This window comes from Polynucleobacter sp. AP-RePozz3-80-G7, assembly GCF_018882145.1.
Lineage (GTDB): Bacteria > Pseudomonadota > Gammaproteobacteria > Burkholderiales > Burkholderiaceae > Polynucleobacter.
Genome location: NZ_JACVPC010000001.1, coordinates 181,483 through 197,852, shown reverse-complemented (window position 1 = coordinate 197,852; position 16,370 = coordinate 181,483). Strand labels below are relative to the sequence as shown.

Genomic DNA, 16,370 nt, shown 5'->3' with positions numbered 1-16,370 from the left:
TTAAATAGCCCCGATTAAACGGGGCTATTTAATTATGCGGCAACAACTTTGTGTTTGCTGAGTGCGCGCAAGATTTTGCTTTTCTCTTTGGGTTTGGTGATCGATTCTAGTAACTTAGTAAGTTGAGCGGTATTCAGGGGGCCTAAGCGCGCTTTTCCCGTTTTGGTGAGCATAGAGTCATTTTTTCTGGTTCTTTGATTTTGGCCTACAGCCATGGAGTTTTCCTAGGGTAATGGAATGATGAATCTCAATGACTTTCGCAAGAGATTCCCCTGTCTAGGGCGCACAATAGTGATCACAGTCCAGAATAACAGTTAACAAGTCTAGAAGCTATGATGTAGCCATGATCAGCCTACCCAATCTCATTTTTGCCCTGGTTATGGGATTCTTAATGTCCTCAAGCATTACGCTTGCTACTACATTTGTTCGTATTGGCCTTGCAGAAAATTTCTTCTGGGTATGGTTTGAAGTTTGGTCAGTAGCTTACCCAGTGGCCATTGTTTGTATTCTGATTTACAGGCCATTTGCTAGCAAAATCACTGCAAAGATTATGAAGGTGCTGGAGCTCAATAAGCTCTAGCTTACAGATGAGGAATGATTAAATGAATGTATTGATGAAGTCTTCTATTTTGACTATATGTTGCGCATCTATTTTGAGCGCTTGTGCTGCGGTATATACCGATGCATCAGATTCTAATCACGTTACTTTTCTAAATAGTAGTGGTGAATCAATTGAGCAATTAACTCAGAAGGCCGGCGCCTATTGTGCGCAGTACGGCAAGATTGCCTCGTTTAGAAGTAGTGATACGCAGTTAGTTGTCGTTTTTGATTGCAAAACAACACGCTAATTTAGTACAACCGCTGGACGAATTAGCCTGCCAAATCGGATTGATAAATTAAGCCAGCATGCTCTCTGAGGGCATGGAATTGAATAGACTCCCAACGTTGTTGGGCAACATCCAGTTCTGATTTATGTGATGCCAAGAAAACGGATGCGCCCACCACGTCTTCTGCCATACGGTGGATATTTTCTTGGGTAAATTTTTTCAGGGCAACAGGATCGTCTGAGCTAACCCAGCGAGCCAGGCTATAGCGGGCAGGTAGAAGACGCACTTCTGCACCGTATTCAGTTTGGAGGCGATGGCTTACCACCTCAAATTGAAGTTGACCAAAGGCGCCAAGTAGCATGGTGCCCCCAGCCATTGGCCTAAAGACCTGAATAGCGCCCTCTTCACCCAATTGCATGAGTCCAGTACGCAGTTGCTTAGAGCGCAAAGGGTCGGCAGATTCAACCATGCGGAAAATTTCTGGTGCAAAGAATGGGAGCCCCGTAAATTGCAATTGCTCACCTTCGGTTAAGGTGTCACCCAAGCGCAGCAAGCCATGATTTGGCAAGCCAATGATGTCGCCTGGAAAGGCCTCATCCAAAATATCGCGTCTTTGCGATAAGAAAGAGAGCGCATTATTCGTTCGAACTTCTTTGCCGTTGCGACAAATCTTGAGTTTCATACCGCGCTGAAAATGGCCAGAACAGATGCGTAAAAAAGCTACACGGTCACGATGTGCGGGATCCATGTTGGCCTGAATCTTGAATACAACCGCTGAGAACTTGTTCTCGGCAGGGCTGACCTCACGTTGCAAGGCTTTACGTGAGCCTGGCGATGGTGCAAGCTCAACCAATGTATTGAGAATTTCGCGCACACCAAAATTGTTGATGGCTGAACCAAAGAAGACCGGTGACTGGCGGCCAGCTAGAAAGGCTTCGAGATCAAAGGCTGGCATTGCTTCTTTGATCAGATCCACTTCAGCCAGGGCATTTTCTAAGTCTGTGCCCAGACGCTCTTTAAGGGCTGGATCATTTATAGCAACTACTGCATGTGAGTCTTCGGTCACGCGATCTTCACCTGCTTTGAACATGCGCATACGAGCATGGGCGATATCAATCACTCCAGCAAAGGATTTACCCATGCCAACTGGCCAAGTGAAGGGCACTACTTCTATGCCAAGCGCAGTTTCAATCTCATCCATTAATTCCATTGGAGGCTTAACTTCGCGGTCCATCTTATTAATGAATGTCACGATAGGTGTATTGCGTGCACGGCAAACTTCAAGCAAGCGCAATGTTTGAGATTCAACACCATTGGCCGCATCAATCACCATGAGAGCGGAGTCGACCGCAGTCAAGACACGATAGGTGTCCTCGGAGAAGTCTTGGTGGCCTGGCGTATCTAATAAATTAATGACGCAATCGCGGTATTCCATTTGCATCACCGAGCTTGCTACAGAGATGCCGCGCTGCTTTTCAATTTCCATCCAGTCAGATGTTGCATGACGGCTGGCTTTGCGTGCTTTAACACTTCCTGCGATCTGAATGGCTCCCGCATACAGCAGTAACTTTTCTGTAAGCGTAGTTTTACCCGCATCTGGGTGGGAGATGATCGCAAAGCTGCGACGTCTAAGTACTTCTACGCCTGGAGTGCTGGAGGTAAGAGTTTCGATGATAATTCTGCGTTGAGTATCTAGGTTCGGAGGCCATTATAAGCGTGCCAAGGTGCTTCAGAACTGCTCATGAGCCCCTACGTAGCGCCATTGCCCGGGAGGAAGCGGCCCCAATGAGATGCGACCCATTCTGACGCGTTTGAGACCTATCACTTTGAGGCCCACCATCTCACACATTCGACGAATTTGGCGCTTACGACCTTCACGCAACACAAAGCGAAGCTGATCTTCATTCTGCCAGCTAACCTGTGCAGGCTTGAGTTCTACCCCATCAAGAGAGAGACCATGTTTTAAGCGATCTAAATCTTCAAAAGAGAGAGCCCCCTCTACGCGCACTAAATATTCTTTTTCGATTGGGCTGTTTTCACCAATCAATAATTTGGCAATGCGGCCATCTTGAGTTAGAACTAGCATGCCCGTAGAGTCAATATCTAGCCTGCCTGCCGGTGCTAGCCCTTTCGTGTTAAAGCGAGGACTTCTACCTCTATCAAGCGGGCTGGTAAAGTAGTTTTCAGGGGTAATCAAAGAAGCCGCCGGTTGATATTCCTGCTCATCGTCATAGTGAGAAATATAGCCAACGGGTTTATTTAGAATGACGGTAATGCGAGAGGCTTGCTGTGCTTTGGCGCCAGATTGCAACTCAATTTTTTGATGACGGTAGGCGCGAACACCTAATTCATTCACCACTTCGCCATCTACTGTGACTAAGCCTTGCTCAATATATGAATCCGCTTCACGACGGGAGCAAAGGCCAAGCTCAGAGAGTAATTTTGAGACGCGTACTTTTTCTTCCATGCTTGCATTATCCGGTATCAGCGCTAAATACTGGCCTGGAGTTAATATGAGGGCAGACGAAATAAAAACGCCTGCTCATAATTTAATAAAGGATGACCAAATGACTGTTGAATTAAAAAAACCACCAATCTATAAAATCCTTTATTTTCAAGTACTTACAGCTGTTGTAATTGGCGTTCTACTGGGCCACTTTTACCCAAGCTTGGGTACGGAAATGAAACCATTTGGAGATGCCTTTATTAAAGGCATCAAGATGTTAATTGCCCCCATTATTTTTTGTACGGTGGTTCTCGGTATTGCCGGCATGGAAGACATGAAGAAGGTAGGCAAAACTGGTGGGCTAGCACTGTTGTACTTTGAGATTGTGAGCACGATTGCTTTGATGGTCGGCTTGGTTGTGGTAAATGTGCTTCAGCCTGGCGCTGGCATGAACATCGATCCAGCAAGCTTAGACACCAAAGGAATTGTTGCGTATACCGGGCCCGGAAAAATGGGCACTACTACGGATTTCTTAATGAATATTATCCCGAGCAGTGCGGTTGATGCATTTGCTAAGGGTGAAATTTTGCAGGTCCTTTTCATTGCAATCTTGTTTGGATTTGCATTGCATAAGTTCGGTGGTCGTGGAACTATGGTGTTCGACTTAATTGAAAAAACATCCCATGTTCTTTTTGACATGATTGGTGTGATTATGAAGTTCGCGCCTATTGGCGCATTCGGCGCAATGTCATTCACTATTGGCAAATACGGCATAGTCTCCTTGTTCTCTTTGGGCAAACTCATGGGCGCGTTTTATTTAACCTGCCTGCTCTTTGTGTTCATTGTCTTAGGAATCATCGCGCGAATTAATGGGTTCAATATTTTTAAATTCGTGCGCTACATTAAAGAAGAGTTGTTAATTGTTTTAGGTACTTCATCATCCGAATCCGTCTTGCCACGCATGATGGAAAAAATGGAGCTGTTGGGCGCCAAGAAAACTTGTGTTGGCCTCGTTATTCCAACGGGTTATTCATTCAACTTAGACGGTACTTCTATTTATCTAACAATGGCCGCAGTATTTATCGCACAAGCAACCAATACGCCAATGACACTCATGCAGGAGGTCACACTCTTGCTGGTGCTGTTGCTGACGTCTAAAGGTGCAGCGGGTGTTACTGGTAGTGGTTTTATCGTTTTGGCAGCTACTCTTTCTGCTGTCGGAGATGTTCCTGTTGCTGGTTTAGCCATCATCTTGGGCATCGACCGCTTTATGTCTGAAGCACGAGCGCTGACGAATTTAGTTGGCAATGGTGTGGCTACGATTGTGGTTGCTAAGTGGACTGGCGAGCTAGACCAAAAGCAATTAACTAGTGTGCTAAATCGCGACAATTGGATTGAGGCACAAGAGCCGGAACTAATCTTAGATCAAAAGCAGGACAAAATGCGCTGAGAATTAAGTGCGCACAATGTGAACGCTACAGGGAGCCTCTTCGACGATTTTGGTCATTGAGGTTCTCCAAGGCGTTACCTTATTAGGTAGCTTATGTGATGCTCCAATCAAAATGAGGGAGGCATCATTGTCTTTGGCAAATTCAACGATTCGAGAGGCGGGATCAAGTGCCTCAAGTACATGATAGGAAATTCTTTCGGGCGGTAATTTGAGTGGCTTAGCCCACTCCATCAGCTGTACTAAGTGGCCGCGGACGATGCCGCTAGCTGTTTGACTTTCATGATTGCCTTCATAGGTTGGTGTGCTGGCAATCGTGCTCAAGCAAATTAGGCGACTTTCAGGATGGGCCTGTAATAAATTTTTTGCCGTAATTTGCATGCGCTCACGCAGAGCCTCATCGGATTGACGTGTATCTATCGCAGCAATCATGAGGGGTGCATCAAGGCTGCCCATACTAGGCCGGGGGCTGGGAGAGGGCTCGTAACCAGCGGCTTTGAACATACCTTTGAGGTTTTCCCAAAAGCTAGGTGGCTCAACGCGGTCGGCGCGTTCGGTGAGCGTAACGCCCTCGGGGTCTCGCAATACTTGACGTAATCGCGCAGCGCTTTGATAGCGATCGGCAGCGCGTGGCTCTAGACATCTCAGTACTACCTCTTGTAACCAGCGAGGAATTTCTCTGCGAATAGCGCGTGGTGGAAAGGGCTCTGCCCACATCCGTTTGCGTAGACCACTCATTGTTTGGGGGTTGCCAAATGGCAGTTCGCCAGTCAGCAGCTCGTACATGATCACGCCAATAGAAAAAATATCACTTCGCGAATCAGAGCGAATACCGGCTACTTGTTCAGGAGAAATATAAGGTGCAGAGCCGATACCTTTTCGCATCTCTTCTGCAAGCAAGTCTGGGTATCGAGCGTGGTGCGACAAACCAAAATCAATGAGCGTTAACTTTCCCTTCTCATCAATCAAAATATTTTCAGGTTTGACGTCGAGATGAATGGCGTCCTGCGAGTGAAGTGATTGAACGGCTTGCGCCAAATCTGCGCCAATGCGCACTACCTCATCAATCGTAAATACCTTGCCTTCTTTGATGTAATCCTCTAATGGCCGGCCCCCAACCCTTTCCATTGCAATATAAGGACGCGTGGCCATATTGCCCGAACCTAAATATTGAGGAACATAAGGACTTTTTAGGGACCGCAGGATGGTGAGTTCGGTTTCAAAGCCAATCAAACTTTCAACCGGTTGATCTCTGCCAACACGCGGGATTTTTAGCAAGATAGGGACATTTATTCCCTCTTTAGTTGCTGAAAAAAGACTAGCCATTCCACCGCGGTGAACTTCCTTGCCTAAGACAAATCCATCTACTACTTTGCCTTCTTGAAATATATCGTCTACTGCTTGAATGTCGGTATTGATTGGCATTGTTTATTTGCCAGTGATGAGGCGGTTTGCCAGGTCTTCTGGCAGGCCAGCGCGACGTACTTTCTCTGCGGCAGTATAGTGATCGTAGGGCGTACGATGAAATGTAAGCACTTCTGAAGCGGGCTCAAAAACAGCAAAGCAGGCTTCTGGATTGCCATCTCTGGGCTGACCAAGAGAGCCGACAACACCTACCCATTGGCGATGAGGTAGTACCGGAATTTCATCACCAGGGTGTGGTGCAAATCGAATGAGTTTCCCAACAGCGCTTTGATAAAAAAGCGCTTGCTCATGCGCATGACCAACAAAAGTGTAGTTTTTCCCAGAGCTTTGTACACAACGCCATGCACTCATGCTGTCAGTAATGTAATTCCACTCTGCTGGATTGTAAGCGGAGGCATGCACAAAACAAATCTGATCTTCTTGAACCATCAGAGGAAGATTTTTAAGGAAGCCTACATGGTCATTATTTAGTTGAGATTTAGTCCACTCAATGGCGGCATTGGCACTGGCGTTCATTTGATTGCGGCTATCTTTAAAAACAGCCTCATCATGGTTGCCAAGAATGGCAATCGCTTTTTTGTTTTCTACGAGCGCGGCAACGCGTTCAAGCAGCGCAACAGGATCAGCGTTATAACCCACGAGATCACCCAGAAACACCATGCGAGTAACGCCAAGTTCCTCGGCGCGAGCCATGCAGGCATCAAAAGCTTCTAAATTGCTGTGGAGATCGGCAAATAGCCCAATACGTTCAGTCATCTCTTAATGATAGGACAAAAGGCCCCTAGTTAGAAGGGTTATAGGGGCTCGGACCATTATCTGGGCGATTTTTAAAGCGCTTGTGAACCCAGTAGTATTCCGCCGGCCGAAGTCGAATTTCTTCCTCAAAGCATTGATTAAGGCGTGCGGTGTCTGACTTGGGGTCTGCCCCAGGAAAATTCTCTAAAGGCTTCCCAATTTCGCAAAGGTAACCTGACTCATCTGCTTTTAATGTGGTGGTCATTAAGCATACGTCTGCGCCAGTAATTTTTGCTAAGCGAGAAATGGTGGTGATGGTATTTGTTTGAATTCCAAAAAATGGCACAAATTCAGAATCCTTAAGGCCTAAATCAAGATCCGGCGCAATGATGATGAAGTCTCCATTACGAATTTCTCTGATGATCGCTTTTGCATTGCCTTGGCGATCAATTGAATTTCCACCAAAGCGATTACGCCATTCCACAATTCGTTTATTAAAAAATGGATTCTTCATTCTCTGGAAAAATCCTGAAGTACGCGGCCAATGTTTTGTTTTAGAGAGCGCGCTCAAAATAATGCTGCCCTCAATCCCTGTGAAATGCATGTTTACTAAAATGCGCGGTTTCTTGCTTGAGAGATCAACCGCTGACTTCACCTCAATCATATTAATCAGTTGTTTAGAGCTGCCACACCAGATAATGCTTTTCTCTACCAGACTACGCCCAAGCAATCGCCAGTGCTCTTTGGCAAGACCGTCGATTTCAGCTGCACTTAGTTTTGGAAAGCATAAATGGAGATTTGTTTTGACCACTCGACTTCTATCGCTTGGAATTCGAGCCGCAATATATCCAAGGCCGTAGCCCAGCGCAACCAGAAGCCTGTATGGCAAAAGGGTAAGCAGCTTGAGTAGAACGACGACTACTTGATTGGAGAAAGACTTCAGCAAATTAGTTTTGCTCTGATTCGTAACGCTTTACGGATTTAGCATAGCGCTCTGCCATTTCTTCAATAGAGCTACTTGACATTCCCAAATCATTTACTAGGCCAGTTTCAAGGCGATAAGCCCAGCCATGAACAGTGAGATCTTGCCCGCGTGCCCAAGCATCTTGCACGATGGTTGTTTCGCATACGTTAACTACTTGCTCAATGACATTGAGTTCGCAAAGGCGATCTTGACGCTTAGGGGTTGGAATAGTCTCGCCTAAATACCGCCCATGTTTTTGATGCACATCCTTAACGTGACGCAACCAGTTATCTGCAAGGCCTATGCGTTTATCAGTTAGTGCTGCATGGACGCCTGAGCAACCATAGTGGCCGACTACCAGGATGTGTTTGACCTTGAGAAGGTCAATCGCAAATTGGATAACGGATAAACAATTTAAATCGGTGTGAACAACTACATTTGCAACATTTCGGTGAACGAATAATTCACCAGGTAGTAGGTTCACGATTTCATTCGCTGGCACTCGACTATCGGAGCAACCAATCCATAGATATTCAGGGGCTTGTTGAGAAACGAGGCGCTTAAAGAAATTGGCATCTTCCGCCACCATGCTTTCGGCCCAGGTACGATTATTGGCAAATAGCTGTTCTAGCGCTTGAGAATTCTTCATCGTCATGCTTTCAGTTTAAAGTACTTTAATGATGCCTCATTGGTTAAAACAAACCCCCACCGGAATTACCTTAAATTTACATTGCCAGCCAGGAGCCAAGGTGACCAAGGTCGTTGGCCTGCATGATGGCTGCTTAAAGATTTCTTTACAGGCACCTGCCTTAGAAAATAAGGCTAACGAGCTCTTATTAGCCTGGCTTTCTAAGCAATTAAGAGTGCCTCAAAAACAAATTCAATTCGTTTCTGGCCAGAATAGCCGCAAGAAACGAGTAGAAATTTGGGGGCCTATTAGTCCCGAGCAAATTGTGCAGTTGTTGAGCCCTTGATTTAAAGGTCGGCGCTTACCAAAATATTGCCCATAAGATTCCCAAAATAAGCACCCACTTACCTACGTAATAAACTGAGCGATGTTTTGCTTTGAGCTTTTTGGCTTGTGCGCGGAGATGGTAAAAATAGGTAAACAGAATATTTACAAAGCCTATTTTCTCGCCTTCAACATTTTGAGATGATGCAGCGCTCATGACATACCGCCCAAACCAGCGATTAAATAGAGCGACTGCCTTAGTGTGAACCGGGCGTTCGACATCGCAAAATAAGATGATTCTTTGCTGATCTGTTTCATTGGCAGCGAAATGAATGTAAGTTTCATCAAACATGACCGCTTCGCCATCTTTCCAGAAATAACGCTCTCCATCCACATCAATAAAACATTTGGGATCGTTGGGAGTCGCTAGGCCAATGTGATAGCGCAAGGAGCCTGCATAGGGGTCACGATGGCGCACCAGCGTTGCTCCAGGCGGCAGAGAGGCGAACATGGCAGCCTTGACCGAGGGTATTGATTTAAGCAGTGCAACCGTTTTGGGGCAACCTGCTTGGGCCGAGGGCACTTCTTTTCCATACCAGCAGAGGTGAAAACGCTTCCATCCAGTGCGAAAAAAGGAGTTAAAGCCAATATCGTTGTATCCAGTTGCCGCAGCAATAGAGCCACCTTCCTGCAGTGAAAGCGCTTCTTGTCGAATCATTTCCCAGTTATCTTGGATGGGCTGCATTTCAGGAAATTGGCTTACTGGAATAAAAGCACCAGGTTTTACTTTTGAAAATAAATACAAAAGTGCATTTACGGGAGCCAAAAGCACTTGGTAGTCGGTAAGGGATCTAACGACTCCAAAACGAATCTTTCCTCTGAAATAGACGTAAACGGCCGATGCAATAAAAATAAAAAAGATGATGTGGCGAATTTCCATGAGTTTTGTCTAAGTGAGGTAATTATTAATATTTTAATTTGTATATCAGATCTAAATTGACTATTTCTTATGCTTGGATGCTCATATACTTCAAGCAGAGGGTTTGAAAACCGGCCTAGGGTTTATGTGGAGTTTTACTAAGGATGATCTTATGAATAGCTTTATAAAGTGGCTCTTAAGCCTTGTTTTAATTGGGTTAGTGGGTATTTCAGTCTATACATGGGGAATGCTAACTTGGAGCTATGGCAGTGGTGAGCGTGCAGGGTATGTCCAGAAATTCTCTAATCGCGGTTACGTATGCAAAACTTGGGAAGGCGAATTAGCCATGGTTTCTATGTCGGGCACGATGTCAGAAAAATTCTTCTTTACGGTGCGCGAAGATGCTGTGGCGCAAAAAATCAATGCTAATTTAGGTAAAAAGGTGGCCCTAAAGTATGAGCAACACATTGGTTTGCCAACTACCTGTTTTGGCGATACCGAGTATTTTGTTTCTGATATTACTGTTTTGGATGAGTAATTTGTAGTCGTAGTAAAAAATTGCTGTAACGCAACTTTATTTTTGTAATTTTTTGTGGTTAAAATCATGTAAGCGTAATGTGCGCTGACATCAATATCTATAAGGAGCTTCACTTGAACAAAGCCGAACTAATCGCAGCGATTGCTGACGACGCGGAGATTTCTAAAGCCAAAGCTGAATTCGCATTGAATTCTGCAATCGACACAATTATCAAAGCTGTTACTAAAGGTGACTCAGTACAACTGATCGGCTTTGGTACTTTTGCTTCTGGCAAACGTGCAGCACGTATGGGTCGTAACCCAAAAACTGGCGAGCCACTCAAAATTGCTGCTGCAAAAACTGTTAAGTTTTCTGCTGGTAAAGCATTTAAAGATTCAGTTAACAAGCGTAAGAAGTAATTCTTCCTTTGTTGATAAAAAAGCCCGGCATGCCGGGCTTTTTTATTCCTTCAAAAATCTCAATCAATCAGATGCAACACTAAGCTGAGTTAGCTTTGCACTAAACGACGGTGACGATGGATGCTCATTAATATCCCTGCGCCAAAGCCAAGTGTCACTAATGCAGTGCCACCATAACTAATAAATGGAAGTGGCACACCAACTACTGGCAAGAGACCACTCACCATGCCAATGTTGACAAATGCATAGGTAAAGAAAATTAAAGTCACTGACGCACCTAAGAGACGCGTAAATAAGTTTGGCCCGCTCGCCGAGATCGCTAAACCTCTTTTAATGAGCGCGAAGAACAAGGCAATCAATATCAGATTACCCAATAAGCCAAATTCCTCAGAGAAAACTGCAAAGACAAAGTCAGTATGTTTTTCTGGAATAAATTCTAGATGTGCTTGCGTTCCTTGGAACCAACCTTTGCCAAAGAATCCGCCAGAGCCAATTGCAATCATGGATTGAATGGTATGAAAGCCCTTTCCAAGTGGGTCGCTAGTCGGATCTAGCAGAGTGCATATGCGATGCTTTTGATAGTCGTGCACAAATGGCCACACTACATCATGGGCACAAATAGTGCCGCCAAAAATAATGATTAACAAAATACCAATAACACCCAAGCCAACAAACGGCAGTATCCATTTCCACGGTAGGCCCGCCAAGATGATGACGTATAGTCCTGCTGCAAAAACGAGTAGCGCCGTTCCCAGGTCCGGTTGGCGTGCAATTAAAAAAACTGGTATCGCTAAGATCACAGTAGCAATACCATAGTCCCAAGATTTTTGAATGCCTTCTCGCTTTTGAAAGTACCAAGCAAGCATCAGTGGCATTGCAATCTTCATGATCTCGGATGGCTGAATGACAACTCCAATATTGAGCCAGCGACGAGCACCCTTTTTAATGAGTCCGAATGCGGCTACTGCTATTAAGAGGGCAACACCAAATCCATAAATCCAAACTGCACCCATCTCCAACCACTTAGGTGGAATACGTGAAACGATCCACATCACTAAAAACGAGAGTGCGAGGTTGCGCAATTCATCTGTAATTTGTACGGGAGTATTTTGACTTGCAGATAAAAAAGTACAAAAGCCAACAGCCGCTAAGCCAAGCAGAATAAGGCCTAGCTGGCGGTCTAAACCAGCGAAGATGCTGGAGAAAAATACTTTAACTTTGATTAAGGGGCTCTTTTCCATTCAGGAACCTCCTTGGGCCACTTGCCCTCAATGTAGTAGTCCAATGCTTGACGTGCAATCGGAGCAGCATACTGTGCGCCGAAGCCTGCGTTCTCTACAACCATTGCAATCACAATGGTTGGTTTATCCGCTGGAGCAAATGCGATATACAAGGCATGGTCGCGCAAAAATTCTGCTGTGGATCCATGCTTGTAATCTTTGGAGTTCAAGCTAAATACCTGCGCAGTTCCAGTTTTCCCACCCACTTGATATCCAGTGCCTTTAAATGCTGCGGCAGATGTGCCGGAGTTATTAACCTCGACCATGGCCTTCTTAATCACTTCAATATTCTCAGCATTGAGATCGATGCGATAACTTTCTTTTGGAGTTGTCAGTACTCTGTTGCGAGTAAATGGATCTTCAATGGCTTTGACTAAGTGGGGCTTCATCACAATTCCGTTATTAGCTACGTTTGCCATGGCATGGGCTAATTGCAAAATTGTGAAAGCGTTGTAACCCTGTCCAATACCCAGGGAAATAGTTTCACCCTCGTACCATTTTTGCTGCTCAGGTTTTTTGAAAGTATTTTTCTTCCACTCGGTAGATGGCAAAACACCCCTTGCTTCGCCTTGTAAATCAATGCCAGTAATTTGACCAAAGCCCAATGGCTTCATAAAATCAGCAATCATGTTTACGCCCATGTCTCGGGCAAGCATGTAGTAATACGTGTCACAAGATTCAACAATCGACTTTTGCATATCGACTATTCCGTGACCACCTTTTTTATCATCCCGGAAGGTGTGGTTGCCAAAGTCAAAGTAGCCAGGATCCGAAATTGTTTGTAATGGAGTGCGCTTTTTATTTTCTAAAGCTGCTAATGCCATGAAAGGTTTGTAAGTAGATCCGGGTGGATAGATTCCTTTCAGTGGGCGGTTATAGAGCGGCTTCTGTGGAGAGTCATTCAACTCTTTCCAAGTCACCGAATCAATGCCTTCCACAAAATCATTCGGGTTGAAGTTGGGCTTAGAGACAAAAGCCAATACATCACCTGTCGCTGGTTCAATAGCCACAAATGCACCGCGGAAATTTCCATACAGTTGCTCAACTAAATATTGGAGCTTGATGTCAACTGAGAGAACTACATTTTTGCCCGGAACTGATGGTGCGCTAGAAAGCGTGCGCACTGGTTTGCCGCCCGCAGTAATTTCTACTTGATCGTAACCAGGCACGCCACGTAAAACATTTTCATAACTTTGTTCCAGGCCAATCTTTCCAACGTATTGAATGCCCGGCAAAAAAGAAGCCTGCAAAGCATCGGGATCATCGGCCTTGGCGCCCTCAATTTCAGTCTGCATGCGCTCTTTGTCGCGTTGCGAAACGCGGCCAATATAGCCAATCAGGTGGGAGGCCAATTCGTTATATGGATACTCCCGAAAGCTTCTGGCCCGGATTTCTACCCCAGGAAAGCGATAGCGATTGGCCATAAACCGTGCAGTTTCGGTCTCGTTGAGCATGGATCGCAGGGGGAAAGTGCCCATATTGCGAGAATCTTCTAGGGAACGCTTGAAATTGCGACGATCCCGGGGCGAAATAGCAACGATTTCAGAAAGCTCATTGATGAGCTGATCTACGTTTCCTTTGACTTCTTCAGCATTCACATCCAATGTAAGGGCAGAATAATTTCGACCAATCACGATGCCATTGCGATCAATAATGAGTCCGCGATTTGCCGGCGCCGGAACCAGGGCAATGCGATTGCTTTCAGCCAGAAGTGCGTATTTCCCGTGGCTTACTAGTTGTAGCCATACAAGACGGGTGATGAGTAGTAAAAAGCAAAATGTGACAAATAGAGTCGCAATATGAATGCGCTCTTGAAAGGAGTCGAGATCGGGTTTTTTAAAAGAAACCATGCCGCCTCTTAAAGGGGTCGATTGTGATCAACATCTATAGGGCGACGTTGCGGCGCAAGCAAGATGCGAGTGGCTAGCGGCCAAAGCATCGCTTCAATCAAAGCCTGGATTGCGCCAGTTAAAGCCCACCAATAGAGCTCACCGCTGAGCAGCCAATGGGCGAGCACAGGAAATAGCGATACCAATAAGAAAATGGGAAGTAGGTGTAGGGCTTGCGAAAGAACGGTGAGAGCCACAATGCGCCTGTGCCATGAGATAGCAAGGTAGGCGACTAGGGAATAACTAAAGGCGTGCAATCCTAATAAATCGGAATTATGTACATCGATCATCAAGCCCAAAATGAAGGCGGTGATGACGCTGACATAGCGATGTTGATGAATGTTCCAAAACACAATACACAGGATTAACCAATCTGGCACCCAACCGTAATTACCAATGGGCAATAGGTTTAATAGCAGCGCACAAAATAAGCTGAAGTAAATGAAGACCGGATTTACCGGGCGCAGAATATAGCCGCTCTGGAAATCGATCATTGCATACCTCGCGCACGCGTTTGGCGTCTGCCGGGTGTATTGCTTAGTGGTGCACCAGAAGTGGATTTGCTATTCACAGTTGCCGCTTTGGCATCAAGTTGCGGATCGTACAACAGTGCAAGCGCTTGACGATAGCGATTTACTGCCGCAACGGGAACACAAAAGACGTTAGAAGAGTTCTTATCAACATTGCGCTCTATTTTGCTAATCACTGCTACTGCAAACCCTGGGGGGTAAACGCCATCAATGCCCGAGGTCAGCAAAATATCGCCAACCTCCAAATCGCTGGCTACCGGTAAATAGCGTAGCTCCAATGGATTGCCACGCCCCGCGCCAAATACAGCCGCACGAAGGCCGTTGCGGGCCACTTGAACTGGAACCGCAAAATCACGGTCTTCCAGCAGGGAAACCTCGGCAGAGCGCTCATAGAGGCGAACCACTTGACCCAAAATGCCAGAATCATTGGCAATCGGATTGCCAAGCTTTAGGCCATCATTGCTGCCACGATTGATTACGATGCGCTGCGAGATTGGATTGGGTGGATTAAATAGAATTTCTACCGGTAATGTTTTGAATGGAACCTGTTTTTGCAAAGTCATAAGCTCGCGCAGGTTTTGGTTTTCCACCATCAAAAATTCAGATTGATTTGCCAGCAAAGAAAGCTCTGCTTGACGTACTTTCATTACTTGGTTTTCTTGATCAAGAGTTGATCGGGTGGTGAAATATTCTGATGTTGCTTCGAAGGCGTTACGCGGTGCCATCATCACATATTCAAGAGGACGCAAAATCCAGTTGACATTATTGCGAATGGGGTCGAGTGCTTTGAAACGAAAATCGATCAGCATCAGAGCGATGCTGATCGACAGACAGACAATCAGTTTAAGTAAGGCCGGAATGCCCTGTCTGAAAAGTGGTGGAGCGCTATGTTGCAATTCCCTGGTCGACGTGTATGTCGCTTACTCGTGCGAGAACACTCCGCCTAACTTATCCATGCGCTCGAGTGCGATACCGCAACCACGAGCCACGCAAGTTAAGGGATCTTCTGCCACATGAATTGGCAAACCAGTTTCTTCAAGCAAGAGGCGATCGAGGTCGCGCAATAAGGCTCCGCCGCCAGTAAGCATCATGCCGCGTTCAGCAATATCGGACGCCAACTCTGGTGGAATTTGCTCGAGAGCTGCTTTTACCGCAGTCACGATTTGATTCAATGGATCAGTCAACGCTTCCAGAATTTCATTGCTTGTAACAGTGAAGCTACGTGGAATACCCTCAGAAAGATTGCGACCTTTAACTTCCATCTCGCGCACTTCAGCGCCAGGGAAAGCGGAGCCAATTGTTTTCTTAATCAGTTCAGCAGTTTGTTCGCCAATCAACATCCCGTAGTTACGACGAATGTAATTGGTAATCGCTTCATCAAACTTATCGCCACCAACACGAACAGAGCCTTTGTAAACCATGCCGCCTAATGACATCACGCCAACTTCAGTTGTGCCGCCACCGATATCAACCACCATCGAACCAGCAGCTTCTGAAACCGGGAGGCCAGAACCAATTGCAGCTGCCATTGGTTCTTCAATGAGGAACACTTGCGATGCGCCGGCACCTAATGCAGATTCGCGAATCGCACGACGCTCAACCTGGGTAGAACCACAAGGAACGCAAATGATGATGCGTGGGCTAGGCTTTAGTAATTTGCTTTCGTGCACAAGCTTGATAAATTGCTTGAGCATTTGTTCGGTGATGGTGAAGTCGGCAATTACGCCATCTTTCATTGGGCGAATGGCCTCAATATTCCCTGGAACCCGACCCAACATCGCTTTTGCCTCTTTGCCGACGGCCAAAATGGTCTTTTTGCCGTTTGGACCGCCTTCTTGGCGAATTGCCACAACCGAAGGTTCATCGAGGACAATACCCCGCTCACGCATATAAATTAAGGTGTTGGCGGTTCCTAGGTCGATGGCTAGGTCATTGGAAAAGTAGCTGCGGAAAAAACCGAACATGATGTAGTGGGAAAATAGAAAGTGTTAATGAAAATATATAGGAATGATACTCTCGT

Annotated in this window: 19 protein-coding genes; 6 read left to right on the top strand and 13 right to left on the bottom strand. The window is 45.8% G+C overall.

Annotated features, from left to right (window positions below; all coding sequences use genetic code 11):
• Positions 1–32: 32 nt before the first annotated feature.
• On the bottom strand, positions 33–215 hold the full coding sequence (locus ICE90_RS01050; RefSeq protein WP_216190646.1) for a hypothetical protein: 183 nt from the start codon (positions 213–215) through the stop codon (positions 33–35).
• Positions 216–343: 128 nt separating this feature from the next.
• Between ICE90_RS01050 and ICE90_RS01045 the strand changes: the two genes are divergently transcribed.
• A complete protein-coding gene (locus tag ICE90_RS01045; RefSeq protein WP_215321176.1) occupies positions 344–580 on the top strand; it encodes a DUF2798 domain-containing protein in 237 nt (78 codons plus the stop codon).
• 22 nt (positions 581–602) lie between these two features.
• Positions 603–848: a hypothetical protein gene (locus tag ICE90_RS01040; RefSeq protein WP_215321175.1), complete on the top strand. Its 246-nt coding sequence runs from the start codon at positions 603–605 to the stop codon at positions 846–848.
• A gap of 22 nt (positions 849–870) precedes the next feature.
• Here the strand turns inward: ICE90_RS01040 and ICE90_RS01035 are convergent, their stop codons facing one another.
• Together ICE90_RS01035 and ICE90_RS01030 are read right to left on the bottom strand one after the other, a co-directional pair.
• Positions 871–2,499, bottom strand: coding sequence for a peptide chain release factor 3 (locus tag ICE90_RS01035; RefSeq protein WP_215322370.1), 1,629 nt, complete (start codon positions 2,497–2,499; stop codon positions 871–873).
• A 57-nt stretch (positions 2,500–2,556) separates the two neighbouring features.
• Positions 2,557–3,294 (bottom strand): pseudouridine synthase, encoded by a 738-nt coding sequence (locus tag ICE90_RS01030; protein WP_216190645.1) that lies wholly within the window; start codon positions 3,292–3,294, stop codon positions 2,557–2,559.
• A gap of 100 nt (positions 3,295–3,394) precedes the next feature.
• On the opposite strand from ICE90_RS01030, the gene ICE90_RS01025 reads away from it, so the two are divergent.
• Entirely contained in the window at positions 3,395–4,723 is a 1,329-nt protein-coding gene (locus ICE90_RS01025; RefSeq protein ID WP_216190644.1) for a dicarboxylate/amino acid:cation symporter, read from the top strand.
• Between the two features lie 3 nt (positions 4,724–4,726).
• Here ICE90_RS01025 and ICE90_RS01020 read toward each other — a convergent pair whose 3' ends face one another.
• Genes ICE90_RS01020 through can form a run of 4 tightly spaced genes read right to left on the bottom strand, consistent with a single transcriptional unit; the run spans position 4,727 to position 8,499 of the window.
• Positions 4,727–6,145: a protein kinase gene (locus ICE90_RS01020; protein WP_215321172.1), complete on the bottom strand. Its 1,419-nt coding sequence runs from the start codon at positions 6,143–6,145 to the stop codon at positions 4,727–4,729.
• A gap of 3 nt (positions 6,146–6,148) precedes the next feature.
• Positions 6,149–6,901, bottom strand: a complete 753-nt coding sequence (locus tag ICE90_RS01015) for a metallophosphoesterase (protein WP_215321171.1) — start codon at positions 6,899–6,901, stop codon at positions 6,149–6,151.
• A gap of 25 nt (positions 6,902–6,926) precedes the next feature.
• Positions 6,927–7,826 carry a lipid A biosynthesis acyltransferase gene (locus ICE90_RS01010; protein WP_216190643.1) on the bottom strand — a complete coding sequence of 300 codons (900 nt, stop codon included), beginning with the start codon at positions 7,824–7,826 and terminating at the stop codon, positions 6,927–6,929.
• Position 7,827: 1 nt separating this feature from the next.
• Positions 7,828–8,499 carry a carbonate dehydratase gene (can, locus tag ICE90_RS01005; protein ID WP_215321169.1) on the bottom strand — a complete coding sequence of 224 codons (672 nt, stop codon included), beginning with the start codon at positions 8,497–8,499 and terminating at the stop codon, positions 7,828–7,830.
• 25 nt (positions 8,500–8,524) lie between these two features.
• On the opposite strand from can, the gene ICE90_RS01000 reads away from it, so the two are divergent.
• Entirely contained in the window at positions 8,525–8,818 is a 294-nt protein-coding gene (locus ICE90_RS01000) for a DUF167 domain-containing protein (protein ID WP_216190642.1), read from the top strand.
• A 15-nt stretch (positions 8,819–8,833) separates the two neighbouring features.
• On the opposite strand, the gene ICE90_RS00995 is transcribed toward ICE90_RS01000, so the two are convergent.
• Positions 8,834–9,730: an aspartyl/asparaginyl beta-hydroxylase domain-containing protein gene (locus ICE90_RS00995; RefSeq protein ID WP_215322369.1), complete on the bottom strand. Its 897-nt coding sequence runs from the start codon at positions 9,728–9,730 to the stop codon at positions 8,834–8,836.
• 157 nt (positions 9,731–9,887) lie between these two features.
• Between ICE90_RS00995 and ICE90_RS00990 the strand changes: the two genes are divergently transcribed.
• Both ICE90_RS00990 and ICE90_RS00985 read left to right on the top strand, forming a co-directional pair.
• A complete protein-coding gene (locus ICE90_RS00990) occupies positions 9,888–10,253 on the top strand; it encodes a hypothetical protein (RefSeq protein ID WP_216190641.1) in 366 nt (121 codons plus the stop codon).
• A 77-nt stretch (positions 10,254–10,330) separates the two neighbouring features.
• On the top strand, positions 10,331–10,651 hold the full coding sequence (locus ICE90_RS00985; protein ID WP_011903860.1) for an HU family DNA-binding protein: 321 nt from the start codon (positions 10,331–10,333) through the stop codon (positions 10,649–10,651).
• Positions 10,652–10,740: 89 nt separating this feature from the next.
• Here the strand turns inward: ICE90_RS00985 and rodA are convergent, their stop codons facing one another.
• The 5 genes from rodA to ICE90_RS00960 are packed head-to-tail and all read right to left on the bottom strand — an operon-like array spanning position 10,741 to position 16,314.
• Complete coding sequence (gene rodA / locus ICE90_RS00980; protein WP_215321167.1) at positions 10,741–11,892, bottom strand: rod shape-determining protein RodA; 1,152 nt, start codon at positions 11,890–11,892, stop codon at positions 10,741–10,743.
• On the bottom strand, positions 11,874–13,781 hold the full coding sequence (gene mrdA, locus ICE90_RS00975; protein WP_216190640.1) for a penicillin-binding protein 2: 1,908 nt from the start codon (positions 13,779–13,781) through the stop codon (positions 11,874–11,876). The genes rodA and mrdA overlap by 19 nt, the downstream gene beginning before the upstream one ends.
• Positions 13,782–13,789: 8 nt before the next feature.
• Complete coding sequence (mreD, locus tag ICE90_RS00970; protein WP_215321165.1) at positions 13,790–14,314, bottom strand: rod shape-determining protein MreD; 525 nt, start codon at positions 14,312–14,314, stop codon at positions 13,790–13,792.
• A complete protein-coding gene (mreC, locus tag ICE90_RS00965) occupies positions 14,311–15,246 on the bottom strand; it encodes a rod shape-determining protein MreC (protein ID WP_216155289.1) in 936 nt (311 codons plus the stop codon). Before mreC ends, mreD begins: the two co-directional genes overlap by 4 nt.
• Before the next feature lie 24 nt (positions 15,247–15,270).
• Complete coding sequence (locus ICE90_RS00960; protein WP_068319852.1) at positions 15,271–16,314, bottom strand: rod shape-determining protein; 1,044 nt, start codon at positions 16,312–16,314, stop codon at positions 15,271–15,273.
• Positions 16,315–16,370: the final 56 nt, after the last annotated feature.

Bases quoted from the DNA above. Each gene is read 5' to 3' on its own strand.
- mrdA (WP_216190640.1), bottom strand. From the start codon at position 13,781: ATGGTTTCTTTTAAAAAACCCGATCTCGACTCCTTTCAAGAGCGCATT.
- mreD (WP_215321165.1), bottom strand. From the start codon at position 14,314: ATGATCGATTTCCAGAGCGGCTATATTCTGCGCCCGGTAAATCCGGTC.
- ICE90_RS01050 (WP_216190646.1), bottom strand. From the start codon at position 215: ATGGCTGTAGGCCAAAATCAAAGAACCAGAAAAAATGACTCTATGCTC.
- ICE90_RS00960 (WP_068319852.1), bottom strand. From the start codon at position 16,314: ATGTTCGGTTTTTTCCGCAGCTACTTTTCCAATGACCTAGCCATCGAC.
- ICE90_RS01015 (WP_215321171.1), bottom strand. From the start codon at position 6,901: ATGACTGAACGTATTGGGCTATTTGCCGATCTCCACAGCAATTTAGAA.
- ICE90_RS01025 (WP_216190644.1), top strand. From the start codon at position 3,395: ATGACTGTTGAATTAAAAAAACCACCAATCTATAAAATCCTTTATTTT.
- ICE90_RS00990 (WP_216190641.1), top strand. From the start codon at position 9,888: ATGAATAGCTTTATAAAGTGGCTCTTAAGCCTTGTTTTAATTGGGTTA.
- ICE90_RS01020 (WP_215321172.1), bottom strand. From the start codon at position 6,145: ATGCCAATCAATACCGACATTCAAGCAGTAGACGATATATTTCAAGAA.
- ICE90_RS01045 (WP_215321176.1), top strand. From the start codon at position 344: ATGATCAGCCTACCCAATCTCATTTTTGCCCTGGTTATGGGATTCTTA.
- ICE90_RS00985 (WP_011903860.1), top strand. From the start codon at position 10,331: ATGTGCGCTGACATCAATATCTATAAGGAGCTTCACTTGAACAAAGCC.
- ICE90_RS01040 (WP_215321175.1), top strand. From the start codon at position 603: ATGAATGTATTGATGAAGTCTTCTATTTTGACTATATGTTGCGCATCT.
- ICE90_RS01030 (WP_216190645.1), bottom strand. From the start codon at position 3,294: ATGGAAGAAAAAGTACGCGTCTCAAAATTACTCTCTGAGCTTGGCCTT.
- rodA (WP_215321167.1), bottom strand. From the start codon at position 11,892: ATGGAAAAGAGCCCCTTAATCAAAGTTAAAGTATTTTTCTCCAGCATC.
- ICE90_RS01000 (WP_216190642.1), top strand. From the start codon at position 8,525: ATGCCTCATTGGTTAAAACAAACCCCCACCGGAATTACCTTAAATTTA.
- can (WP_215321169.1), bottom strand. From the start codon at position 8,499: ATGACGATGAAGAATTCTCAAGCGCTAGAACAGCTATTTGCCAATAAT.